Source organism: Rahnella selenatireducens, assembly GCF_046449555.1.
Classification (GTDB): Bacteria; Pseudomonadota; Gammaproteobacteria; order Enterobacterales; family Enterobacteriaceae; genus Rahnella; species Rahnella selenatireducens.
This window is the reverse complement of record NZ_JBKEZJ010000005.1, coordinates 338,725-363,013: the sequence shown is the minus strand read 5'-3', so window position 1 is coordinate 363,013 and position 24,289 is coordinate 338,725. Positions and strand designations below refer to the sequence as shown.

Below are 24,289 nucleotides of genomic sequence, written 5' to 3'. Positions count from 1 at the left end.
CGCCCTTTTCTGCTTTCTTCAGGGAGTGAAAAAATGTCCTTAGCTTCTTTTGATTTCTCCACCGTCGTTGATCGTCACAAAACCTGGTGTACTCAGTGGGATTACGTCGCCGACCGTTTTGGTCGTGACGATTTACTGCCGTTTACCATTTCAGACATGGATTTCGCCACCGCGCCGTGCATTCTGGACGCGCTGCAAAAACGCCTGCAACACGGCGTGCTTGGCTACAGTCGCTGGCACCATGAGGATTTTCTCGGTGCCGTTGAACACTGGTATCAGCAGCGATTTAACAGCCAGATTGACCTCGACTGGGTGGTGTATGGCCCGTCGGTAATTTACATGGTGGCACAGCTTATACGCCAGTGGAGCCAGCCGGGTGACGGCGTGGTGACGTTTACCCCGGCCTATGACGCGTTCTTTAAAGTGGTTGATGGCAATCAGCGCAACCTGCTGGCCTGCCCGCTGATTAAACACGGCAACGACTGGTCGCTGGATGCCGAAAATCTGGAAAGCCTGCTGGCGCAACCGGATTGTTCGCTGCTGTTACTTTGCAGCCCGCACAATCCGACCGGCAAGGTCTGGACGCACGAAGAACTGACGCTGATTGCAGCACTTTGCGAGCGCCACAGCGTGCGGGTGATCAGCGATGAAATCCACATGGATATGGTCTGGGACGGGAACCCACATACGCCGTGGAATGAGGTGGCTCGCGGTGAATGGGCGCTGCTGACATCCGGCTCGAAAAGCTTCAATATCCCTGCACTGACCGGCGCGTACGGCTTTATCAGCCATAAAATGCCGCGTGATGCGTATCTGCATCAACTGAAAGCCTGCGACGGTTTGTCCTCTCCGGCGGTACTGGCGGTGCATGCACACGTCGCGGCGTATCATGCGGGCGAACCGTGGCTGGACGCATTGCGCGATTACTTACAGGGAAATCTGCATTATGTGGCGGAACAGCTGAACGCCGCGTTCCCGCAACTGAACTGGCAACCGCCGCAGTCAACGTATCTGGCCTGGATTGATTTGCGTGCGCTAAAGATCGACGACAAACTGCTGCAAAAAGAGCTGATCGAACATCAGAAAGTCGCGATCATGCCGGGCTACACTTATGGCACGGAAGGCGAAGGTTTCCTGCGTCTGAATGTCGGTTGTCCGCGTTCAAAAGTAGAAGCGGGTGTTCAGGCGTTAATTCGAGCGATTAATACCCTGCTGTAAACGCCTCCCCCTGCGAAGGGGGAGGCAGGGAGGGGGTTTAGCAGGAAAATCAGATCAAAATACTCTTCAACTGTCTGATTTTTCATTAATACCCCACCCCAACCCTCCCTTCGCAGGGGAGGGAGCAAAAATAAAACCCTTATTGTTGCGCAACGAAATACAGTTATAATGCCCCGCACATTTCAATAAGAACGAGTGCACACCATGATCGACACACGCCTTCCCCTGACCGACATTCACCGCCACCTTGATGGCAACATCCGCGCTCAAACGATTCTCGATTTAGGCCGCCAGTTTAACCTGACGTTGCCTGCCAATGAACTTGAAGCCCTGCGCCCGCATGTGCAGGTGATGCACGCGGAACCCGATCTGGTGAGCTTTTTACAAAAACTGGACTGGGGCGTCAAAGTGCTGGGCGATCTCGACGCCTGCCGCCGTATTGCTAAAGAAAACGTTGAAGATGCGGCCAAAGCCGGTCTGCACTACACCGAACTGCGTTTCTCTCCGTATTACATGGCGATGAACCACAAACTGCCGGTCGCAGGCGTGGTGGAAGCCGTGATCGAAGGCATCCGTGAAGGCCAGAAAAATCACGATATCGATGTGCGTCTGATTGGCATTCTGAGCCGTACTTTTGGTGAAGATGCCTGTCTGCAAGAGCTGGAAGGTTTGCTGGCGCACCGCGACGGCATTACCGCGCTGGATCTGGCCGGTGATGAACTCGGTTTCCCGGGCAGCCTGTTCCTCAGCCATTTTAACCGTGCGCGCGACGCAGGCTGGCGTATTACCGTTCACGCCGGTGAAGCCGCAGGTCCGGAAAGCATCTGGCAGGCGATTCGTGAGCTGGGCGCAGAGCGTATCGGCCACGGCGTGAAAGCCGCGCAAGACCCGGCGCTGATGGATTTCCTGGCGAAGCACCAGATTGGGATTGAATCCTGCCTGACGTCGAATATTCAGACCAGCACCGTGTCCTCGTTTGAACAACATCCGCTGGCAACTTTCCTGCGCCACGGCGTTCTGGCGTCAATCAATACCGACGATCCGGCCGTTCAGGGCATCGAGATTGCTAACGAATACAACGTTGCCGCGCCAGCCGCCGGTCTGACTCAGAATGAAATCCGCAAAGCGCAGGAAAATGGCCTGACGATGGCCTTCCTGACCGGCGCAGAAAAACAGGCGATTCGCGACAAAGTGTCTGCGTAACCTTTTCTGAGCACCCGAATTCTGAGCATAAAAAAGGGCGGGATGCATTCCCGCCCTTCTCATTTATATCAATCCGTTAAGCAGATTTGATTTCCTCTTTCACGGCCAGTTTAGCCGCCTCTTCACGCGCAACACGTTTCGCGTAACGCGACGCCAGAACAGCGCACACCATCAGCTGGATCTGATGGAAAATCATCAGCGGCAACACCATCGCGCCCACCGCCGCCGCCGGGAACAGCACGTTCGCCATCGGAATACCGTTCGCCAGACTCTTCTTCGAGCCACAGAAAACAATGGTGATTTCGTCTTTGGTATTGAAACCAAACAGCCGCGCCACAAACGTATTGATGATCAGCACAATGGTCAGCAGCACAATCGAACAACCTAGCACCGCCAGCAGTGACCAACCGTCAATCTGATGCCAGATGCCTTCCACCACCGCTGCGCTGAACGCCACGTACACCACCAGAAGAATCGACGAACGGTCCGTAATATTCACGATCTTCTTATGACGCTGCACCCAGCCGCCAATCAGCGGACGGCACAAATGCCCGATGATAAACGGCACCATCAGTTGTAAAACAATCGAGCCAATCGCGTGCAGCGTATCGCTGGTACCGCCCTGCGTATGCATCAGCAAACCGACCAGCACCGGCGATAAAAACACGCCGAGAATACTGGACGCCGATGCGCTGCAAATCGCCGCCGGGATATTCCCGCCCGCCACCGACGTATAGGCAATCGCCGACTGCACGGTAGCTGGTAGCGCACACAGATACAGAAAACCATAATACAGCGTCGGTGTCAGAATACCGACCGGCACCAGCCATTTCATGCCCAGCCCCAGCAGCGGAAACAGCGCAAACGTGCTGAGGAAAACCACAACATGCAAACGCCAGTGGCCGATCCCCGCCATAATCGCCTCACGCGAGAGCTTCGCGCCGTGCATGAAAAATAGCAGCGCGATGGCAGCGGTGGTCAGATGTTGGAAAATCGTTTTATAGATCCCTTCACAAGGGAAGAACGACGCCACGACAACCACACAAATGAGAATCAGCAAAAATTTATCGATTTTTAACCAGGACATGAACCTTCCTTGCCAGTTGAACGAGTAAAAGTGAATCGGTTTAACGGCGGCTTATTTTTTTACTTTCAGCGTCGCCTGTTGTTCTGAAGATTGCATGCCCAGCTCAATCATTTCCATTACGCGGATAGCGTCTGATGCCGGAACCGGATTTTTGCCGTTGCCGTTAATCGCATCGCGTACGCCCGCGTAATACGCCGGATAGTTCCCCGGAAGGGTCTGCAGTGATTTCTCTGCCAGCACGCCGTCGTGGCTGAGCGTGATCACGCCGTCACGTTTGTCGTATCCCCAGTCCGCCTGCGGCAAACGTTCGCCCGCCTTCAGACGATCTTCCTGCGGATCCAACCCATATTTCACGTAACTGCCGGTTTCGCCCTGCACGATAAAACGGGCCGTTTCGGCCACGGCGTACACGGTGCTGTGCAACACCACACGGCGGCGCGGATACGTCAGCACGGCATTGAAATAATCCACCGCTTTTCCGCCCGGACGCAGCACCGCCAGGTCAGCCTGTAACGAATCCGGCGTACCAAACAATTGCAGCGCCTGATCCAGCAGATGTGAACCTAAGTCATACCAGATGCCGCTGCCCTGCGCATCGCTTTCACGCCAGCGCTGAAGCACCTGCGGTTTGTAGCGATCATAATGCGATTCGAAATACACGATTTCGCCCAGCGATCCCTCTTCGATCAGCGCCTTCACGGTCTGGAAATCAGAATCCCAGCGACGGTTGTGGAACACAGAAAGCACTTTGCCTTTTTCACGCGCCAGCGCGTCCAGCTCGCGGGCTTCTTCGAGCGTCACAGTAAACGGTTTATCGACAACAACGTGTTTACCGGCTTCCAGCGCCAGTTTTGCCAGCGGAAAGTGCGTGGTGTTTGGCGTAGGAATCACCACCAGATCGATAGACGGATCGGCAAGAAGCTTCTCCGGGGAATCAACAACCGCGACATTTGGCCAGTCGGCATGTACTTTTGCGGCGTCACTGCTCGATACCACCGACAGCTCAAGGCCCGGCGTGCCGTCAATCAAAGGGGAATGGAAAGTTTTACTGGCGAAGCCATAGCCGATCAGGCCAACGCGGAGAGTCTGGGACATGGGATTTTCCTCTGTTTAACGGTCTTGCCCGTTAGGACGCTAATCACCTGATTTGACACCAGCTTACAGAGCGGGACAAGTAAAAATTTGGTTTTGCAGCCTCGTGCGGCTGCCGGGCGTTACTCACCGATTCTGGCCAATGAAAATTTCGGGATTTCACTGGCAGTGACGCGCTGATAGCGAATCGAGAAAGTTTCGGTTTCTCAATAACTGTGAACACTCTACTGACAGTGCCGAAACCGACCAAAGAGGCCCAGGACGGGGCCTCCTTGGAATCTCCACGTCTTTTTACAACACGCGCTCCGCTCGCTGGCACTGTTTCAGGTACCACCATTATTGCCGCGAAATCTCGCCGCTGCGCGGTTCCCTTACTCGGTTTCGAGCCACAGGTCTCGAAACTCTTCGCTCGGCAAGCTTTCTGAAAGCGGCTGGAGGCTTTCTAAAAAGATAAAATCAGGCTGCATTTTTGATCAGCAGCAGTGAGGTTGTGAATTAGACAGTTTCCTGCCGTTTTCAAAACGACGTTGAGTGAGGAGTGAGAAACGACGAGAGTCTTTTTTCGAGCAGGTTCGAACCCGAGGCGAAAGAACCGCGCAGCGGTGGCGTTTGCGGCAATAGCTGCGGCATCTGAAACATACTTTACAAGCGACAGCGCGCAGTTAAAAAGCGCGGGTGTCCAGAGGGCGCGCGCGTTAACGCGCCCTTTGGGCCAGTTTGGGCGGCGAGCCCAAGGTCTTAAAGTTGAACTCGAAATTTTCCAATTTCAACTCCCCCCTCACCGCCCAAACACCCCCTGCACATCAGGCAAATACTCCATCTCCATTCCGCAGCTCCACATCCTCCCGGCACCCGCCACTGAAATCACCCGGGTCGCCAGCGACATAAACTTCTCCTTAAGCTGCTCATCCGACACCGGATTTCCCGGCGCGCCCAGTGCAACATCCACACGCAAGGTTTTTGATTCGCCGGTTCGGATGAAAATCGTGACATCCGGCTCGCCGTCGGAACTCATCGTGGCATCTTCCGTCAGCACGATCCGGGCGATCATCGCCAGCAAGTCCGGGGCCTGCCGTTGTGCTGCGCCGTAAGCGTCCAGCCCGGCGTGGCCGAAAACGACCCGCGCCGCGATGGCGTAACGCAGGCTCATCTGCGCCGCCGCCAGCGTGGCGATTTCATTATCTCCGCACATGCCGTTGAGGAACGGGCACAAACGGACGACGATTTTTTCGATATCACCGGCGGTCGCGTGCATTTCCTCAAGCAAAATGCCGGTCGCGTCGATGGCGGAATGCGTACCACGGCACGAGGCGTAAGGCTTGATGGAACAACGCTCCAGCTTCCAGATTTCACCCAGATTTGCCGTCAGCATTTCGGGCATTGCGCTTTGCGGTGCCAGCGTTGAGAGGAATCCGCCCCACTTGTCTTCGAATAACTGCGCAGGCCCGCTGATGCCCTGCCGGGCGCTGAGCGCGGCGAGTACTCCGCCTTCTGCGGCGCGGCCTGCGTGCAGCTTTTTGCTCTGCGAACCGTCATGGATAAACGCCCACAGGCCGCCGCTGAAACTGCCGGAAATGCCCAGTGCTGAGCTGATCTGCCCAGCACTCAGGCCGAGAACTTTCCCCGCGGCCGCCGCTGCGCCAAATACGCCGCAGGTTGACGTGGAATGCCAGCCCGCACGGTTATGCGGAGAATAGCCGCCGCAGGCTTCCAGCACGCGGCGCGCCACGTCGTAACCAATAACGACTGCCGTGATAAACGCTTTGCCGCTGATCGGTTGCGGGCACAGCGGCAACACCGCCAGCAATGCGGGAATGACCACCGCGCCGGAATGATCGCAGCCGCCGGTGTCATCGAGTTCCAGCGCGTGCGCCGCCACGCCGTTGAGCAGCGCAGCGTTGCGCGCTGACGTCAGTTCGCGGTAGCCCCAGACCGGTGAAAGCGGCAGTGCGCCTTCGCCGAGGATCATCGCGGCCACGTCTTTTGCCACGTCGCTGGTGGCACCCACCAGTCCCGCGCCAATCGTATCGAGAATATGCCGTTTGGTGCGTTCCACCAGCCGTGGCGGCAAATCGTCGAAATGGGTATTCACCACGAATTCGCTCAGAATTTGCTGCTGCGAAAGCTTATTCATGGCTGACTCCCGGCGCGGTGTGTTGCATCCAGATCTGCGCCGGATGGGAAGCCTCGTTTTGCGGCTGATTCTGTGACCACCAGTCGGCCACCTCGCTGGCGCTGGCGACCCAGACATCCGGTTTTGACGTGATGTAGTCCAGCAGTTCAGCCAGCACGCCAATGCGTCCGGCAGTGCCGATCACTTCCGGATGCAGCCGCAGTACATAGCACAGGCCAAAACGGTAGAAACCGTCGAAATCCAACTTCATGTTGCCCAGTGTCTGGCTGTAGGACGCAATGCGTGACTGCGCGGGGGGCACCGCCGGGCTGAGGTTAAAGGCGAAATACGGCTCGTCTTCCATCTCATAATGCAGCGGCAGTTCCACCAGCCGCGACGGCAAGCCATTCTGCATCGGCTGGAAATACGGCAAATCATCGCCGCGCCAGCCGGAGGTCCAGCTGAAACCTTCATCCGTCAGCACATCCGCAAAACCCGGTGCCCAGTTTCCTGCGGGCAGACGAAAACCGCGCGGCACCTTGCCGGTCAGGGCTTTTAGCGCCGCTTTGCCCCGTTGCAGGCTGTCAGTTTGCTGCGCCAGCGTCAGCCCGTCGAAATGCGCAAATTCATAGCCACACGTCGCCAGCTCGTGACCGGCGCGGTCGATTTCGCGGATCTTCTCCGGGTTTTCGTCCGCCACAATGCCCGGCACACACCAGGCGCTGCGCAGGTTTTTTTCATCCAGCAGCGCCAGCAAACGGTCGATGCCGCGCAGCGTACCGTATCGCCAGACCGACAGCGTTTTTTCACGCCCTGCCACGGCGGGAACCTGGCTGAGAATGCCGTGAATATCGTTGAAATCCACCGTGATAATCACCGCGCAGCGATAGCCCTGCGGCCAGTTTTGATTAGTCATTGGCATGCTCCTGCATCCACCAGTGAGCCACGTCGCGGCAGCGCGCAAACCACACGTCGTCACGTGCTTTCAGGTGGCTGAAAAATTGATCAAGTAGCATGATGCGCCCCGGTTTTCCGCTGATTTTCGGATGGAACAACGTGGTCAGGCTCAGCCCTTCATTCATCGCGCCGTCGTATTCACGGCACCAGTTGTCGAGCGTCAGCGCGTAACTGGCGGTGCGATCCAGCCCCGACGGGAAATTCGGTTCGCGGGTGTAGGCCAGAGACGCGTAATCGTCCATTTCCCAGCGGCCGGGGATTTCTACCAGCGGCCGATCATGGCCGGGCACAGAGATCAGATAAGGCCGGTCATCGCCGCGCATGCTACTGGAATACGTCACGCCCGCGTCGAGCAGCATCGCCGGTGTTTCCTTGTGCCAGTCACCGGAGGGCGTGCGGAAACCTTCGGCGCGTATCCCTAAAACCTGCCAGAAAATCTCGCGGGACTTCTCCATCACCCAGCGCTGGTTTTCGGCGCTGATGGCGTAAAAAGACTCATGACGATAACCGTGATACGCCACTTCATGGCCGCGCTCGACAATCGCCTGACATTGTTTCGGCCAGTTTTCCACCACCCACGCGGGAATGAAAAACGTCGCCGGAAGCTGATGTTCACTGAGCAAATCGAGGATCCGCCCCAGCGCCCGGTAAGGGCCGTAAGCGCCGAAGGTAAAGTAATCCGCTTTCTGCCAGATTGTGCCGTTAAGCATCGCGTCGCCGGTCGGGCCGTCGAGATCAAACGCCAGCGCCATGCAGCCGCGTTTTCCTTCCGGCCAAAGACTGGCCGTGTGTTGTGCTGAAATCGTCATGAGTCGTTCCGATACCTGAGGTTATTTGCCTTTGTTGATGGTGACTTCCTGAATTGCACCGTCCTGCAGGCCCCATTTGGTGAGGATTTTCAGATAGGTTCCGTCGGCAATCATGTCGGTCAGCGCGCCTTTCACCGCATCAATCAGCGGCTGATCGTCTTTGCTGATCCCCATGCCGGTGACCTGATACGCAAAAGCTTTGCCCAGCGGTTTATAGGTGTCTTTTTCCAGATTCATGATGTACGGCAGGGTTTCGCTGCCCTGCACCACGCCTTCGATTCGCCCCTGACGCAGCTGGGTACGCGCATCCGCCGTGCCTTCCGCACCAATCACCACGATGGCCGGTTTGCCTGCAGGCACGCAGTTTGCTTCGCTCCATGCAGCGATTTCAGCGGGGAAAGTGGTACGGCGGCTGGTGCCGACTTTCTTGCCGCAGAGATCTGACATGGTGTTGATTTCTTTGTGGGCGACGGTGGTGTAGAACTGCGGGCCGCTGTTGTAGTAATCGACAAACGTGGCGATATCCTGGCGCGGTTTGGTGTCAGTCATACCGGAAAGGATCATGTCCACGCGATGCGTCGCGACGGCGTTCACCATCTGTTCGAAGCCGATTTCCTGCCAGCTGATTTTGCGGTTCAGGCGCTTGCCGAGTTCCATACCCAGATCATAATCCATGCCGGTCAGCTGGCCGGTGGTCGGATCTTTGAATTCGAGCGGCGGATAGTTCGGCATCATCGCCACTTTGATTTCGTCTTTTTGTTTCAGCTCAGCGGCGCTGGCGACAGAAACCGCGCCCTGCAACAGGACAGCCGCAGTAATAAGGGACAACAGTGTTTTTTTCATGAAGGCATTCCCATAGTCAAAAGTTAACGGCAAACGGGTCAAATGAGGACGGCAGAGATAAAGTTCTGCGTCCGCGGGTTTTGTGGATTAAGCAAGATGTCTTCCGGATTACCACTTTCTATAATTCCGCCCTCATCCATGAAGACCACGCGGTTAGCGACTTCCCGCGCGAAACCTAATTCATGCGTGACCACAATCATCGTCATCCCTTCAGCGGCCAGGCCGCGCATCACCGCCAGAACTTCGCCGACCATTTCCGGATCGAGCGCCGACGTCGGCTCATCAAACAGCATCACTTTGGGTTTCATCGCCAGCGCACGGGCAATTGCCACGCGCTGTTGCTGACCACCGGAAAGCTCCAGCGGATACGCATCGCGCTTATGCGCCAGCCCGACGCGTTCGAGCAGCGCCATGGCCTCCTGCGTGGCCTCTTTCACCGGCCGCAGCAGAACCTGACACGGCCCTTCGATAATGTTTTCCAGCGCCGTTTTGTCCGGGAACAGATTGAAACGCTGAAAGACCATGCCGGTTTTCAGCCGCTGGCGGGCAATCTGCCGGTCATTCAACGGGTAAAGTTTCTTGCCGTCCATGCGGTAACCGACCAGTTCGTCATCCACCCAGACGCCGCCGCTGTCGATGCGTTCAAGCTGATTAATACAGCGCAGAAACGTACTTTTCCCCGAGCCGGATGGCCCGATGATGCACATCACTTCGCCGTGTTTAACCTCAAGATTGATGTTTTTCAGGGCCTGAAACTGGTCAAAGTACTTATTGACGTTCACGGCTTTGATAATACTTTTCATGATCGGGCTCCTCAGTGGCTGGTGCGGCGGCGGGTGCCACGGCCGAAATAACGTTCCAGACGGTTCTGCCCGAGCGACAACACCGTCACCACCACCAGGTACCAGATACCGGCGACAAACAGCAGTTCCATCACCCGCGCATTGGCGAAGTAAATGGTCTGCGCGTTATAAAGCACTTCGGAATATTGGATCATGCTCGCCAGACTGGTGGTCTTCACCATGCTGATAAATTCATTACCGATAGGCGGAATAATCACCCGCATGGCTTGCGGCAAAATGATCCGCCGCAGCGCATGCAAACGCGTCATGCCGATGGACTTCGCCGCCTCGTACTGCCCGAGATCGACCGAAATCAGCCCGGCGCGCACCACTTCCGAGGTATACGCGCCCTGATTAATGCTCAGGCCGAGCAGCGCGGCGGTGAATGGCGTCATGATGTCCACGGTCTGAATACTGAACAGGCCGGGAATGGAAATGGTCGGGAAAATCAGTGCCAGGTTAAACCACAGCAACAGCTGTAAAATCAGCGGCGTACCGCGAAAAATCCACGTATAGCCCATCGCCACGCTGCGCAGCACCGGGTTTTGCGACATGCGCATCACCGCGATAATCACCCCGAACACAATTCCCAGCGCCATCGCCAGCACCGACATCACAATGGTGTTGCCCAGCCCGAACAAAATCGCTTTGGCGGTCAGAAACTGCGCCACGTACTGCCATTCGATTTTGCCGTGCGCAAAGGCATTCACCAGCAAGGCCAGCAGCACCAGGATCACAACCGAGGCAAAAATCCGGCCGTAATAACGCTGCGGCACATAGTGGTATTCGCTGAGATCGATATCAGCGGTTTTCACATTTTCAGACGTCTTCTGATACAAAGTCATTCGCTGCTCCCCGCGAGGTGTAGAAGTTATGCAGATGTTACAAAGACAGGCCGGTGTACGCCGTTGCCCAGGCCGACTGTCCGGCCAGACGCACTTTCAGTCGCTCAATCTGCTCGGCCACGCGCACCGGAGACGTACCGCCCCAGCCGCTGCGGGCATTCACCGCGGCTTCTAACGTCAGGCATTCGCGCACGTCACCGCTCAGACGCGGATCCACGGCCAGCAGCTGTGCGTCGCTGAGTTCATGCAGCGCCAGATTGTGTTGCTCGCAAACCTGCACCAGCTGGCCGGTGATTTCGTGCGCTTCCTTAAACGGCACGCCGCGGCGGGAAAGCCAGTCCGCGACTTCGGTCGCCAGCGTGAAGCCTTCCGGTGCCTGTTCGCGCAGCCGTTCAACGTTCACCTTCATGGTGTCGATCATTCCGGCCATTGCAGGCAGCACCAGCAGCAGCTGATCAACGGTGTCCATCGCGTTGCGTTTGTCTTCAATCAGGTCGCGGTTATACGAAAGTGGCAGCCCTTTCATGGTGGTCAGCATCGCCGTCACGTTGCCAATCAGACGGCCACTTTTGCCCCGCGTCAGCTCGGCAATATCGGGGTTTTTCTTCTGCGGCATGATGGAACTGCCGGTGGCGTAACCGTCGTCAAGCTCGACCCAGCGAAACTGACGCGACGCCCACAGGCAAACTTCTTCGCAAATGCGCGATAAGTTGACGCTCAGCATACTGCCGGCAAACAGAAATTCAGCGACGTGGTCACGGCTGGCAACAGCGTCAATTGAGTTCTCACAGGCACCGTCGTAGCCCAGATCTTTAGCGGATAATTCCGGGTGCATTGCAATGGCAGAACCGGCCATTGCCGCCGCCCCGAGCGGGGAAAGTGCGCAGCGTTTATCCCAGTCACGCAGGCGTTCAACGTCGCGGTAAAACGACTGCGCATGCGCCATCAGCTGATGACCAAACACAATCGGCTGCGCCTGTTGCAGATGCGTAAAACCGGGCGCGAGGGTATGAATATGCTGTTCCGCCTGTTTGATCAGCGCGGTTTGTAATTCCAGCAGCGCCACCACAATTTTGCGGGTGTTATCGCGCAGGTACAGACGTAAATCGTTAGCGGTCTGGTCGTTACGGGAACGTCCGGCGCGCAGTTTGCCGCCAAGTGCGCCCAGCCGTTCGGTCAGGCTGCGTTCGATAAACGTATGCACATCTTCATCGCCCTGAACCGGCGTCACGGTTCCGGCGCGAAAATCGGCGGCCAGTTGCTCAATGGCTTCAACCATCTGACGGGTTTCATTCTCATCAAGTAAACCGGCGCGCTTTAATTCATATGCGTGTGCGCGGCACCCTTCCAGATCATATTCAGCGAGTGAAAAATAATATTCCGGGCTGCGCGATAAGGCGCTTAACGCCGCGGCTGGCCCGTGTTTGAAGCGGGCTCCCCAAAGAAGTTCTGGCAGCTGGGACATGATCGTTTCCTTTTATGGCATAGATGTTGCAAACCTGAATCCAGCGTATTGTCTGGCGGCGTTGAAATAAATTTCAGCAGACAGAATTTCGAATGACACTGAACAATCTTGGCTTACAGCGTAATAACGAGTGAGGCTGAGTGAATTTGATGTTGTAGATTTTTAGAGCGGGGGTAAATATTTATTATGGAAAGTCCACTTTCCAAATCAGGAAACACGTCACCCGCGAAAAGTGATATTAATCAGCACAGCCTTGGCGTCGCAGATTTAAAACTTTTGCGCGTCTTTAAAACCGTGGTAGAAGCTGGTGGATTTACCGCAGCCTGTAATGAACTGAATATTGGCCTGGCGGCAATCAGCAAACAAATATCGGATCTGGAGATCCGCTTCGGGATGAAACTTTGCACGCGCGGACGTGAGGGATTTTATTTAACCGAACACGGCAAAGTCGCCTATCAGGCGTGCCTGGATTTATTTTCTTCCATCAATCTCTTTCGCGATAAACTCAATCATGCACGCCACGAACTGTTCGGCGAGCTGAACATCGGTATTATCGACAACACCATCACGGATCCGCAATCGCCCGTCGTTTGTGGCTTAGGCGAAGTTTATCGTCAGGCGCCAAAGGTGAACATCCGCCTGCATGCCACCCAACTCGACGAGATCGAACGCGGCGTGATTGATGGCCGTTTTACCTGCGGCATCATGCCGGTCTATCAGGAAAAACCGGAATTCGATTACTTTTTTCTGTATCACGAAATGACCTATCTTTATTGCGGCGATAAACACCCGTTCTTCTCCGTTCCGGCTCAGGAAATTAAAGAGTCACAAATCAAATCCTCGCAAAGGGTGAATCACTTTTACGCCAATCACAGCAAGAAAAATATCTTCTCCGACGTCACAACACCGCACGCCATCGCCGTACAGGTCGAAGCGGTCACCATGTTACTGATGACCGGTAATTATCTCGGTTTTTTACCGGAACATTATGCCAGTGCATTCATGGGCGGAAATAAACTCAAAGCGCTGATGCCAGATAATATTGAAATCGCCACCCCCTTCAGCCTGGTGGTAAAAAAAGGCGCACCATTTAATTCCGTGCTAAATTTATTCTTTAATGCCCTCAAACAGGCACTCACTCCCCGACCTGAAGCAAAAGCCAGCTGATTCGATTAAGCGGGAATATTGCGGGTTCCGTCGTCTTATGCACCGGCGCAGAGCAATGAAAGTCATATTGTGGTGCAGGTTATCACTTTTAATTATAAATTCGTTTACCTCCTTCTCATTAATTATTCAAAAATGTATAACATCAATGCCCTGCCTGATTTCCTTCCGTGATTTCAACTGTGGCGTAGTAATTGCTTTACTCACTTGTCTATACAGGGTTGCACATTAGGATTTCTATTAGCCGTTTTTCTCTCTTTCAACACCATGCGAGGATCACCATGTCACCAACTCAGACCTTAAACGCCTTAAAAAACAAAGTTGCGCTGGCCTGTTGCCTTGGCGCGCTCACGACGTTCAGCCTGAGTGCTGGCGCGGCAACGACAGCACCGGAAGCCGGAACCTTCAAAATGGGTATAGAACCCTGGCTGGGCTACGGGCAGTGGCACGTCGCACAAAGTCAGGGCATTTTTAAACAGCAGGGGTTGGAAAAGGTCGACATCATTAACTTCGCTGAAGACAAAGACATTAACGCCGCGTTAGCTAGCGGGCAGATTGATGGCGCTAACATCGCCACACATACAGCAATGGCGATGGTTTCCGCCGGATTGCCGGTGAAAGTCGTCCTGCTGCTGGATCAGAGCGAAACCGCCGATGCCCTGCTGGTCGGCAAAGATATCGCCACGCTGAAAGACCTGAAAGGTAAACAGGTAGCGTTCGAAGAAGGCACCACCAGCGACATTCTGCTGCACAGTGCCGTCAACTCGGCCGGGCTGAAATGGAGTGATATCACGCCGGTGCCGATGCCTGCGGATTCCGCAGGCAGCGCATTGATTGCCAAACGCGTCACCGCCGCCGTGACTTACGAGCCCTACATTTCTGCCGCCAGAAAACAGGATCCGTCGCTGAAAATGCTCTACAGCGGCTCTTCCGATCCGGGTCTGATCGGCGACGTTCTGGTGGTTCGCGACTCAGTATTGAAAGAAAAACCGGGCCAGATTGCCGCGCTGATTAAAAGCTGGGACGCCGCATTGACCCATTATCAGGCCAATACCGCCGCAGACCGCGCCCTGATCGCCAAAGCCGTGGGGGCCACACCGGCGGACCTGGAATCGGCGTTTGACGGCGTGAAGTATTATTCGCTGGCCGAAAACAAACAGGTGCTCAGCCATTCGTTCTCCGACCAGACGTTTGCACATGTGCTGAAAGCCGCTACCGCCGCCGGGCTGATTCCAAAACCAGTCACCGCCGCGCAGGTGATTGACGCCAGCTTTGTGAACAGCCTGCCATGAGTTCGCGCCGCAAACCGCTCAACTTGATGGTGATTGGCCGCCTGCCGTCGCGCAAATTGTTCGTCGGCATCGCCGTAGCGCTGTTCGTTATCCTGTTTCTGTCGTGGGGGCTGGCGACCCGCAGCGGCGCCATTCCGCCGATTTTTCTGCCAAAACTTACCGACGTGTGGCTGAAAATGGTGTCACTGGCTCAGGACGGCACGCTCTGGAGTGACGTTAAAAGCAGCCTGTACCGCATCAGTATTGCGTTCGCCATTTCCTCGGTGATGTCGATTGTGATTGGCGTGCTGGCAGGCTGTTACGGTTTCTTCAAAGCCCTGACCGAACCGCTGGTGGATTTCATTCGCTACATGCCGGTGGTGGCGTTCGTGCCGCTGACCATTTTATGGACCGGTACGGACGACGTGCAGAAATTCCTGATTATCTGGATCGGCACCTTCTTCCAGCAGGTGTTAATGGTGATCGACGCCGTGAAACGCGTACCGGGCGATTTCGTCGGTTTAGGCCGCACGCTCGGCATGCCGGATCGCAAAATTCTCTTCCGCATCGTTTTACCGGGCGCGCTGCCGGGCATCTGGGACGCACTGCGTATCAGCCTCGGCTGGGCGTGGACGTGGCTGGTGCTGGCCGAACTGGTCGCCTCCACTTCCGGGCTGGGTTATCGCATCGTCGTTTCCCAGCGCTTCTTCCAGACCGACACCATTATCGGTTACATCCTGCTGCTGGGGATTTTGGGGTTAATGAGCGATCAGATTATGCGTGCCGCCGAGCGCGTACTGTTCCGCTACAACAAGAGGCGTGCGTGATGTCGGTTTTAACTATTTCTCATTTGCACAAAAGTTTTCAGGTCGGCAAACAGACGCGCGAAGTTCTGCACGATATCAGCCTGACGCTGGCAGACAACGAATTTGTCTCGGTTGTCGGCACGTCGGGCTGCGGCAAAAGTACCCTGCTGTCCATCGCGGCAGGCCTTGAGGATTACGACAGCGGCGACGTCCAGGTTGACGGGCAAACCATACGCGGCGCGGGCATCGACCGTGGCGTGGTGTTTCAGTCCTATACGTTATTACCCTGGCTGACGGCGCGGCAGAACATCGAGTTTGCGCTGAAAGCCGCCGGGTTCAGCCGGGCGGAATGCCGCGAAAAAGCCGATCAGCATCTCGAACTGGTTCAGCTGACGGCGTTTGCTGACGCCTGGCCGTCCGAGCTTTCCGGCGGGATGAAACAACGCGTGGCGATTGCGCGCGCGCTGTCCTATCGCCCGAAAATATTGCTGATGGATGAACCTTTCGGCGCGCTCGACGCCATGACGCGCCACCAGATGCAGGAACTGCTGACCGGTATCTGGGAACAACACCGGCTGACGGTGATGTTCGTCACGCACGATATTGAAGAAGCGGTTTATCTTTCCGACCGCATCGTGGTGATGGGACCGGGCACTGTTCAGGCAACGTTTGATGTGCCGTTGCCGCGCCCGCGCCGCGAAGAACTGACCGCCAGCCCTGAATTCACTGACCTGCAACGTCAGGTTCTCCACACTATCCGCAGCGGCCACACCCGCGCCGCGCTGGCCTGATCACCGGAGATTTACCATGTCTGCACCTTTTCAAGCTGTGACTTTTCATGACCTGAGCGATTCGACCGACCTGCCACCGGCATTATTCCAGCGCACCGAAGCAGATTTATCCTTTTTCATCGAGCGCGTGGCACCAATTATCGACGCCGTGCGCACGGAAGGCGACGCCGCCCTGCAACGCTTTGCCCGCGATTTCGACGCGGTCACCGCGCCGGAAATGAGCATCATGGCGGAAGATTCCGAGTTCGCCACGGCGTTTGAACGCCTTGATCCGCAGGTTATCGAATCCATCCGTTTCTCGGTGGAAAACATCCGCGCATTCCACGAAGCGCAGAAACCCGAAGACATGTGGATGAAAGAAATCCGCCCCGGCGCATTTGCCGGTGACCGCCATGTGCCAATCGACTCCGTCGCCTGCTACGTGCCGCGTGGCAAAGGCTCGTTCCCCAGCGTCTTTCTGATGACCACGATCCCGGCGGTGGTGGCAGGCGTCAAACGCGCCATTGTCATCACCCCGCCGGGGCCGGACGGCAAAGTAGACGACGCCACGCTGGTCGCCGCAAGGCTGGTGGGCATCACCGAAGTCTATAAATGCGGCGGCGCACAGGGCGTGGCGGCCGTGGCATTCGGCACCCAAACCGTGCCGAAATGCCTGAAAATCGTCGGGCCGGGCAGCCCGTGGGTCGTGGCGGCGAAACGCCAGTTATCAAACCTTATCGATCCGGGCATTCCCGCCGGGCCCAGCGAAAGCTTAATTCTGGCCGATGACAGCGTGGACGGCGCGCTGGCGGCCTTAGATCTCATTATAGAATCCGAACACGGGCCGGACTCCTCGGCTTATCTGGTGACAAACAGCCGCCGCGTTGCCGAAGAAGCCATTGCCGCCTTGCCCGGCTACTGGGCGCAAATCGGCGAAAAGCGCGCCGGTTTCTCGCAGGCCGTGTTATGCGGTACGCACGGCGGCGTGGTGCTGACGCCCGATTTCGACACTGCCGTTGATTTTGTCAACCAGTACGCGCCGGAACATCTGGAAATCCTTGCCGAAGAACCGATGGCCGTGATGGGCAAAATCCGCAACGCCGGAGAAATCCTGCTCGGCAACTACACGCCGATCACATTGGGGAATTTTGTGCTCGGCCCGAACGCTGTTCTGCCCACTAACGGCGCGGCGAAGACCGTCGGCCCGCTGTCCGTTTTCGATTACATGAAACGCATTTCTGTCGGTTACGTGACCCGCGAAGGCTACGCGCCGCTGGCTGAAAAAGCCCACGCATTCGCACTGTACGAGGGCTTCCCCGGTCACGCGCTGGCGGTATCGGCATTACGCACTGAGATCCTCAACAAAAAAGGCCAATAACGATGAGCAATTTGACGGGCAGTGAACCGCTGGCCGCGCAGGCGCGTCAGTTAGTCCATGCGGGAGAATGGCAAAAAGCGGCGGATGCGCTGCGCCAGTTGATCGGCGAAGTCACCGGCGTAAAGGCCGGTCAGCTTACCATCAACCGCGACCAGTACAGCCTGAATTCCCTCAACGGTACGGTGACGCTCGACGATGGCCGCGCCCTGTTCTTCAAATATCACAATGAAGAAGGCGAAGATAAAACCATCGAAGAGTATTACAACGCTGAATTGCTTCGTGAAAGCGGCTTTCGGGTCGATGTGCCGGTGTATGCCTGCGGTGAACCGGGGCGGCAGATTCTGATGTACACCCTGCGCCACGACCGGCGCATGGCGGATGTCTGCCGGGATATCGAACAGCAGCAAGCGTGGGATCAGGAAGCCGAAATCGAAGAAGCCCAGCGCCGTTCTGACCGCGATATCCTTGCCTATACGCTACCGACGCTGAACGCCGGGTCGGTGGACGCCGTTTCTGCCGAGCCCATTCACCAGCTGTTCCATCACCGGCTGGTTTCCCCGGACAACCCTGAGATCTCCGCCGGTTTCGGTGGCCGCGTCGCGCGTTTTTACGTCGGCAAAACCTTCCAGCTCGAAGACGAACAGCTGGAATGGCAAACACTGAGCAACCTGCGCTGGGTCATCAACGGCGTCGCGTATGAACACAGCCTGCGGCAGTTATTCGCCGAAGCGGGAACGCGCCTCGCGCCCGCCGCACTGGCCGATCACGGCGTCGTCACCGCACACGGCGATGCTCACAACGCCAACGTCTGGTACGACACGTCGGAAGAAATTCCGCAACTGGTGAGTTTCGACCCCGCGTTCGCCGGGCGCAACATTCCGGCGCTGCTGGCGGAAATCAAAGCCACCTTCCACAATATTTTTGCGCATCCGCTGTGGCTGTATGAACCCGCGCGCTGCGGCGAACTGTACAAAGTCACTGTCATGCGACGCGGCGATACGCTGTTTGTGGATCACAACTGGCAGCTGACGCCGCTGCGCGCCGCCTTCCTGCGCGACAAAGGCGAGGAATACTGGCAGCCATTGCTCGGTCAGCTCGCCCGCCGTGGCTGGTTGCCGCCGCACTGGCAGCGGATTTTCCGCCTCGCCATGTTCTGCTGCCCGACGCTGGTTCTGGATCTCCGCTCAGGCGGTTTCAGCGGCCATACCCCCACCAGCTCCGCCCTCGGTCTGGCGATGTCCGTCATGCTGGGCAGCCAGCCGTTGGAAGATCTCGACGAATTCAGCCAATGGCTGGCCGGTATCAGCCCGGCGGAGAAAGCTAATGACTGATCAGTTCTCACTGCAAGGCAAACAGGTGCTGATCACCGGCAGCTCACGCGGCATCGGTAAAGCGCTGGCGCTCGGCATGGCAAAAGCCGGTGCCAGCGTGATTGTCAGCGGGCGTGACAACGTCACGATAAACGCGGTCTGCGGGGAAATCCGTCAACTTGGCGCGGAGGCTTTTCCGCTGGTGCTCGACGTCACGCAACCCGCCACCTTCGCCGCCGCAATGGCTTCGCTGCCAGCGCCGCCTGACGTGCTGGTCAACAATGCCGGAACCGAACACCTTTGTCCGTCGATGGACGTTGACGAAGCGCTTTGGGACAGCATTCTCAACACCAACCTCAAAGGCGCGTTTTTCTGCGCACAGGCCGCCGCACGGCTGATGGCAGAAAATGGCGGCGGCAGCATTCTCAACCTCTGCTCACTCACCAGCCAGGTCGGCGTTCCGGGTGCCGCAGCGTATGGCGCATCGAAATCCGCACTGGCCGGTCTTACCCGCACGCTGGCAACGGAATGGGCCGCGAAAAATATTCGCGTTAACGGCATCGGTCCTGGATATTTCAAAACTGACCTGACGGCTGAGTTTTACGAAAACGACGACTGGTGCCAGCAAATGCAGGGGAAAATACCGCTCGGGCGTTTCGGAGAACTCGACGACCTGACCGGCGCGGCAGTGTTTTTAACCAGCGAGGCAGCGCGGTATATCACCGGGCAGGTGTTATATGTGGATGGGGGGTATTTAGCGGGGATCTGATGTCAGACCGGGCATCTGGCGGTTTTTCACTTGCAGTGATCGCGGAGGTCAAGACCTTGGGAGCTTTAAGGTCAAAACCTTGGGTTGCCACCCAAACTGGCCTTAAGAGGCGCCTATCGCCGCGCCTCTTAAGAATCTCCGGCTCTTTCACTGCGCGCTGCCGCTGGCTGGCTACGTTTCAGTGGCCACCATTATTGCCGCGAAAACTTGCCGCTGCGCGGTTCCCTTTCTCGGTTTCGAGCCACAGGTCTCGAAACGCTTCGTTCGGCAAGCTTTCTGAAAGCGGCCTGAGGCAAAGTAAATCTGCAAGCTTTTGCGAGTTGCTGGTCTGCTCCTCCCCCTGCGAAGGGGGAGGTCGGGAGGGGGTTTTGCAAACAACCCACCTTTAAAGTTGCCATTTCGAACCCCATCCCGTCCTTCCCCTTGCCAAGGGGAAGGAGCAAATCAAAATCCAGCCTGCATGTATCTTCCGAATTACATAGCCCCTGGCCGCTTTCAAAACGACGTCGAGTGAGTGGTGAGAAACAGCGAGAGTCTTTTTTCGAGCAGGTTCGAACCCGAGGCGAGAGAACCGCGCAGCGGCGGCGTTTGCGGCACTAGCAGGAGTTGCTGAAACGTAGCCAGCGAGCGGCAGCGCGCAGTTAAAAAGCGCGGTGTCCAGAGGGCGCGCGCGTTAACGCGCCCTTTGGGCCAGTTTGGGCGGCGAGCCCAAGGTCTTGATTTTGAATTTAAAACCCGTTCAGGTCGCTACTCAAAAACTCGCAGGCTTCGGCTGCAAGCCCAAAAAGATCAAATCAGATCCGCCATTGCCTCTACCCGCGAAATCGCCTCATACAATCCTCCTGCAGTCACATGCCCCGGCATATTCTCCATATCCGGTGCATGCAGCGATGCCTTCACGATGATGTCGAGTTCTTCGGCGTTCAGCTCGGCGATTTCACTCAGACGCAGCGGCACGGCGCAGGCGTGGGCGAGTCTGATGGCTTCCATTAGTTCTTCGTCGCTGCGATTTTCCAGCGCCAGCAGGCAGAGATTACCGAAACCGACCAGCAAGCCGTGGCCGAATTCGCGCGTTTTATCGCAAACGGTGAAGCCTTCGTATATCGCGTGGGATGCGGCAGCATGGGCTCCGCTGCTCATCAGCGAGGTCAGACCGGCAAACATGAAAATGGCGTCCAGCACCTGATCCAGTTCTGCGTTCGGTTTACCGGCGCGCACTGCGTCGCAGGCCGCCGGGCCACAGGATTCGATCAGGTCATAACATATCCGGCTGTTGGCGCTCGAAGATCGCGCAACGCCGCTTAACTGGCCTTGATGGCTGCTGATCGCGCGGAATTCGTACCATTTAGCCAGCGTATCGCCCAGCCCCGCAGCCAGCCAGCGCAACGGCGCGGCAACCAGAATATCACTGTCGATAATGACCGCCGCCGGGGCCTGTGGCAGCGGGAATAAATCGCGAAAATGCCCGTCATCGTGATAACGGATAGTCAGCGGCGTCACGGCGGCGCAGGTCGCGGCGATAGTGGGAATGGTCACCACCGGCACGTTGGTTTCCACGCTAACGGCCTTGCAGGTATCGAGAGATTTCCCGCCGCCCACGCCAATCACAATGTCGGCCTTTTTGTCTTTCACCGCTTTCGCCAGACGCGTGATGTTGCTTTCGCTGCTTTCACCGCCAAACCATTCGCTGCCCACCAGTTCCACCGCACAGCCTTCCAGCTGATGACGAATTTTATCCCCTGCCGCCGCCAGAGCCTGATGCCCGCCAATCACCAGCGCGCGCTTACCGAGCAATGCACAAATATCGCCAAGCTGGGAAATAACGCCGGGACCGCGCAGGATTTGCGCCGGGAAGATAATGTTCTGTGCCTGCATAACTGCTTCTCCGTGATGCTTATGTTTGACTGATTCGGGTTAAAAATTCTGAGGATGTTTACTGTTTTTACTTTGTACGCATTAACGCTGAGAACGCAGCAGATGCGGCCCCAGCTGATTCACCGACGTGCAGCCAAGCTGCGCCAGCGTGCGGTCAACTTCCTGCAAAATAATCTCCAGCGCACGTTGCGCGCCCGCTTCGCCCGCCGCCGCAACGCCGTAAAGCATCGGGCGGCCAAGCAATACGGCATTCGCGCCCAGCGCCAGCGCTTTCACCACGTCTGTACCACGACGAAAACCGCTGTCGATAAGAATAGTGGCATCCGCGCCGCACAACTGGCGGATTTCAGGCAGAACTTCCATCGCACTGACCGAACTGTCGAGCTGTCGGCCACCGTGATTAGACAGAACAATGCCGTCAGCGCCCGCGTCCAGTGCACGTTGCGCATCGGCCGGTGCCAGAATGCCTTTAATCAGCAACGCGCCGTGCCACTGGCTGCGGATCCAGGCAAGCGTTTCCCAGTTCAGGCGGGTATCCATCTGCTCTGAGAAATAGCTCGCCCCACCCGCGCCGCGCTGTTTATCCGCTGGCACGTAAGGTTTTAAATTGCCAAAACCGGGCATACCCGCCGGTTTCAGCGTCCTCCACACCCAGCCGGGATGCAGCGCGACATCCACCAGACTCGACAACGAAAGCTTCATTGGCCGCCGGTAGTTACGTTTGTCTTTTTCACGATTACCGAAATGGACAGCATCGACGGACACCACCAGCGTGGTGCATCCGGCGGCTTTCGCACGCTCCAGCAGGCCGGTCGTCACCGCGCGATCTTTTAATACGTACAGCTGAAACCAGTGCTGCGGCAGGTTTTCCGCCGCGATTTCTTCAATCGACGCCGTCGAGACCGTGCTCTGGATATACCCGATCCCGGTGCGTCTGGCGGTACGGGCCAGCATGGCGTCTGCGCCAAAACGCAGCATGCCGTTGTAACCGGTCGGTGCAATCAGCAACGGCGCAGAAAGTGTCTGCCCGCAGAGCGTGACAGATAAATCGCGCTGACTGGAATCCGTCAGCACCGGCGGAATAAAGCGCCAGCGGGCAAAAACCTCACGATTATCTTTCAGCGTTTGTTCATCATCCGCCCCGCCTTCCACATAGCTGAAGGCGAAACGCGGCAACGCGCACCGGGCCTGACGGCGCAATTCTTCAATGTTTAACGCAGCACGCTTCACGCGGCTTCCTCCGACAGAATGTGTTTCAGGCTTTCCATAAACTGCCGGTTATCCTGCTCGTTACCGACTGACACGCGGATCCAGTTTTCATAGCCGGTTTCGCGCCACGGCTTGATAATGACGCCATAAGTAAGCAATCGATGTGCCAGTTGCGCGCTCGGCTGGCCGCAGTCAAAGAACAGGAAATTGGCGTGTGACGGCGCAACGGTAAAGCCCAGAGCCGTCAGCTCTGCGGCCATTTTTTCACGCTGCGCAGTGACCAGCGCAATACTGTCACGCACGTGCTGTTTGTCCTGCAAAGCCACAACGGCGGCAGTTTGCGCCGAGCGGTTAATGTTAAACGGCGTCCGGACGCGATCGAGCAGATTCACCAGTTCAGGATGGCTGGCTAAACCATAGCCAATTCGCAAACCGGCCAGCCCGTAAGCTTTGGAGAAGGTACGCAACACAATCCACGGACGCGGCTGCGCTGCCAGAACGCGCAGGCTGTCAGGGTAGTCTGGCTCGTCTTCGCAATATTCGTAATAGGCTTCATCAATCACCAAAATGCAATCCTGCGGGGCGGCATCGATTATTCTGGCGAATCCTTCACGCCCCAGCATGCAGCCTACGGGGTTCGACGGATTGCTGAAAATCACCATTTTTGCAGGTGTGGAAAGCGCCAGTTCCCAGGCCTCAATATCGAACTGCTGCTGCGCGCTGACGCCCACCAGCGTGACGTCTGCCCCCATCATTCGCGGGAAAATTTCATGTAAACCAAAAGACGGGATCAGCGTGACGACACGGTCGCCGGGGTTCAGGAAGGCCAGCGCCAGCATGTGTAAAATGTCTTCAGAACCGTTGCCGGCCACAATGTTTTCCGCCCTGACGCCGGTTTCTTCCGCCAGCGCCGCACGTAATGCCGCGCTCGAGGCATCAGAATAAATCGCACTGAAACGGGCATCGGCTTCAAGTGCTGCGATGACTTTCGGGCTGGCACCCAGCGGGTTCTCATTACTCGCCAGTTTGGCGATACGGGCTGCGCCATATTTTTGTTGTACCGCGTCGGCTGAAAGCCCGGCGTTATACACACCGAGTGCCCGTGATGCGGGCCTTGCCAGATTTTTCAGGCACTCTTTTGCTGCATCAAAAACGGTCGGATCTGAAGCCATCTTTTACCTCGTGCTGTGAAGATTCTGTTCCCGAGTATGCCGGAAGTCAGCGTGGTTTTACGCCACTTTTTAACGCATTTTTAGATTATTT

Annotated in this window: 21 protein-coding genes; 9 read left to right on the top strand and 12 right to left on the bottom strand. The window is 56.7% G+C overall.

From position 1 onward, the window contains the following. Window positions 1–33 precede the first annotated feature (33 nt). The gene (locus ACLBVC_RS11410) at window positions 34–1,218 is read left to right on the top strand and encodes a MalY/PatB family protein (protein ID WP_410149679.1); all 1,185 of its coding nucleotides are present in this window, start codon (window positions 34–36) and stop codon (window positions 1,216–1,218) included. 204 nt (window positions 1,219–1,422) lie between these two features. Beyond that, complete coding sequence (gene add / locus ACLBVC_RS11405) at window positions 1,423–2,421, top strand: adenosine deaminase (protein ID WP_152326205.1); 999 nt, start codon at window positions 1,423–1,425, stop codon at window positions 2,419–2,421. A 76-nt stretch (window positions 2,422–2,497) separates the two neighbouring features. On the opposite strand, the gene ACLBVC_RS11400 is transcribed toward add, so the two are convergent. The 9 genes from ACLBVC_RS11400 to argH form a co-directional block, all read right to left on the bottom strand. After that, complete coding sequence (locus tag ACLBVC_RS11400; RefSeq protein ID WP_104922070.1) at window positions 2,498–3,508, bottom strand: bile acid:sodium symporter family protein; 1,011 nt, start codon at window positions 3,506–3,508, stop codon at window positions 2,498–2,500. A gap of 51 nt (window positions 3,509–3,559) precedes the next feature. Next, window positions 3,560–4,603, bottom strand: a complete 1,044-nt coding sequence (locus ACLBVC_RS11395) for an oxidoreductase (RefSeq protein ID WP_410149678.1) — start codon at window positions 4,601–4,603, stop codon at window positions 3,560–3,562. Between the two features lie 775 nt (window positions 4,604–5,378). Then, a complete protein-coding gene (locus ACLBVC_RS11390) occupies window positions 5,379–6,734 on the bottom strand; it encodes an MmgE/PrpD family protein (RefSeq protein ID WP_410149677.1) in 1,356 nt (451 codons plus the stop codon). Then, window positions 6,727–7,629, bottom strand: coding sequence for a polysaccharide deacetylase family protein (locus tag ACLBVC_RS11385; RefSeq protein WP_410149676.1), 903 nt, complete (start codon window positions 7,627–7,629; stop codon window positions 6,727–6,729). Before ACLBVC_RS11385 ends, ACLBVC_RS11390 begins: the two co-directional genes overlap by 8 nt. After that, on the bottom strand, window positions 7,622–8,479 hold the full coding sequence (locus tag ACLBVC_RS11380; RefSeq protein ID WP_410149675.1) for a polysaccharide deacetylase family protein: 858 nt from the start codon (window positions 8,477–8,479) through the stop codon (window positions 7,622–7,624). Before ACLBVC_RS11380 ends, ACLBVC_RS11385 begins: the two co-directional genes overlap by 8 nt. Window positions 8,480–8,500: 21 nt before the next feature. Continuing rightward, window positions 8,501–9,322, bottom strand: coding sequence for an ABC transporter substrate-binding protein (locus ACLBVC_RS11375; protein ID WP_410149674.1), 822 nt, complete (start codon window positions 9,320–9,322; stop codon window positions 8,501–8,503). 38 nt (window positions 9,323–9,360) lie between these two features. After that, a complete protein-coding gene (locus tag ACLBVC_RS11370; protein WP_101079700.1) occupies window positions 9,361–10,125 on the bottom strand; it encodes an amino acid ABC transporter ATP-binding protein in 765 nt (254 codons plus the stop codon). An 11-nt stretch (window positions 10,126–10,136) separates the two neighbouring features. Further along, on the bottom strand, window positions 10,137–11,009 hold the full coding sequence (locus tag ACLBVC_RS11365) for an amino acid ABC transporter permease (protein ID WP_195815162.1): 873 nt from the start codon (window positions 11,007–11,009) through the stop codon (window positions 10,137–10,139). Window positions 11,010–11,046: 37 nt separating this feature from the next. Then, entirely contained in the window at window positions 11,047–12,474 is a 1,428-nt protein-coding gene (gene argH, locus ACLBVC_RS11360) for an argininosuccinate lyase (protein WP_410149673.1), read from the bottom strand. Between the two features lie 186 nt (window positions 12,475–12,660). Here argH and ACLBVC_RS11355 point away from each other — a divergent pair, with 186 nt between their 5' ends. From ACLBVC_RS11355 to ACLBVC_RS11325, 7 genes are all read left to right on the top strand, one after another. After that, window positions 12,661–13,641: a LysR family transcriptional regulator gene (locus ACLBVC_RS11355; protein WP_410149672.1), complete on the top strand. Its 981-nt coding sequence runs from the start codon at window positions 12,661–12,663 to the stop codon at window positions 13,639–13,641. A gap of 278 nt (window positions 13,642–13,919) precedes the next feature. Then, complete coding sequence (locus tag ACLBVC_RS11350; RefSeq protein WP_410149671.1) at window positions 13,920–14,930, top strand: ABC transporter substrate-binding protein; 1,011 nt, start codon at window positions 13,920–13,922, stop codon at window positions 14,928–14,930. After that, the gene (locus ACLBVC_RS11345) at window positions 14,927–15,736 is read left to right on the top strand and encodes an ABC transporter permease (protein ID WP_410149670.1); all 810 of its coding nucleotides are present in this window, start codon (window positions 14,927–14,929) and stop codon (window positions 15,734–15,736) included. The genes ACLBVC_RS11350 and ACLBVC_RS11345 overlap by 4 nt, the downstream gene beginning before the upstream one ends. After that, on the top strand, window positions 15,736–16,506 hold the full coding sequence (locus ACLBVC_RS11340; RefSeq protein WP_410149669.1) for an ABC transporter ATP-binding protein: 771 nt from the start codon (window positions 15,736–15,738) through the stop codon (window positions 16,504–16,506). Before ACLBVC_RS11345 ends, ACLBVC_RS11340 begins: the two co-directional genes overlap by 1 nt. A 16-nt stretch (window positions 16,507–16,522) precedes the next feature. Next, window positions 16,523–17,863, top strand: coding sequence for a histidinol dehydrogenase (gene hisD, locus ACLBVC_RS11335; protein WP_410149668.1), 1,341 nt, complete (start codon window positions 16,523–16,525; stop codon window positions 17,861–17,863). 2 nt (window positions 17,864–17,865) lie between these two features. Further along, window positions 17,866–19,194, top strand: a complete 1,329-nt coding sequence (locus tag ACLBVC_RS11330; protein ID WP_410149667.1) for a hypothetical protein — start codon at window positions 17,866–17,868, stop codon at window positions 19,192–19,194. Beyond that, window positions 19,187–19,942 carry an SDR family NAD(P)-dependent oxidoreductase gene (locus ACLBVC_RS11325; RefSeq protein WP_410149666.1) on the top strand — a complete coding sequence of 252 codons (756 nt, stop codon included), beginning with the start codon at window positions 19,187–19,189 and terminating at the stop codon, window positions 19,940–19,942. The genes ACLBVC_RS11330 and ACLBVC_RS11325 overlap by 8 nt, the downstream gene beginning before the upstream one ends. 789 nt (window positions 19,943–20,731) lie before the next feature. Here the strand turns inward: ACLBVC_RS11325 and ACLBVC_RS11320 are convergent. The 3 genes from ACLBVC_RS11320 to hisC all read right to left on the bottom strand — a co-directional run bounded on the left by ACLBVC_RS11320 (window position 20,732) and on the right by hisC (window position 24,198). Beyond that, a complete protein-coding gene (locus ACLBVC_RS11320; protein WP_410149665.1) occupies window positions 20,732–21,817 on the bottom strand; it encodes an iron-containing alcohol dehydrogenase family protein in 1,086 nt (361 codons plus the stop codon). 81 nt (window positions 21,818–21,898) lie between these two features. Further along, window positions 21,899–23,047 (bottom strand): alpha-hydroxy acid oxidase, encoded by a 1,149-nt coding sequence (locus ACLBVC_RS11315; protein WP_410149664.1) that lies wholly within the window; start codon window positions 23,045–23,047, stop codon window positions 21,899–21,901. Then, a complete protein-coding gene (gene hisC, locus ACLBVC_RS11310; RefSeq protein WP_410149663.1) occupies window positions 23,044–24,198 on the bottom strand; it encodes a histidinol-phosphate transaminase in 1,155 nt (384 codons plus the stop codon). Before hisC ends, ACLBVC_RS11315 begins: the two co-directional genes overlap by 4 nt. Window positions 24,199–24,289: the final 91 nt, after the last annotated feature.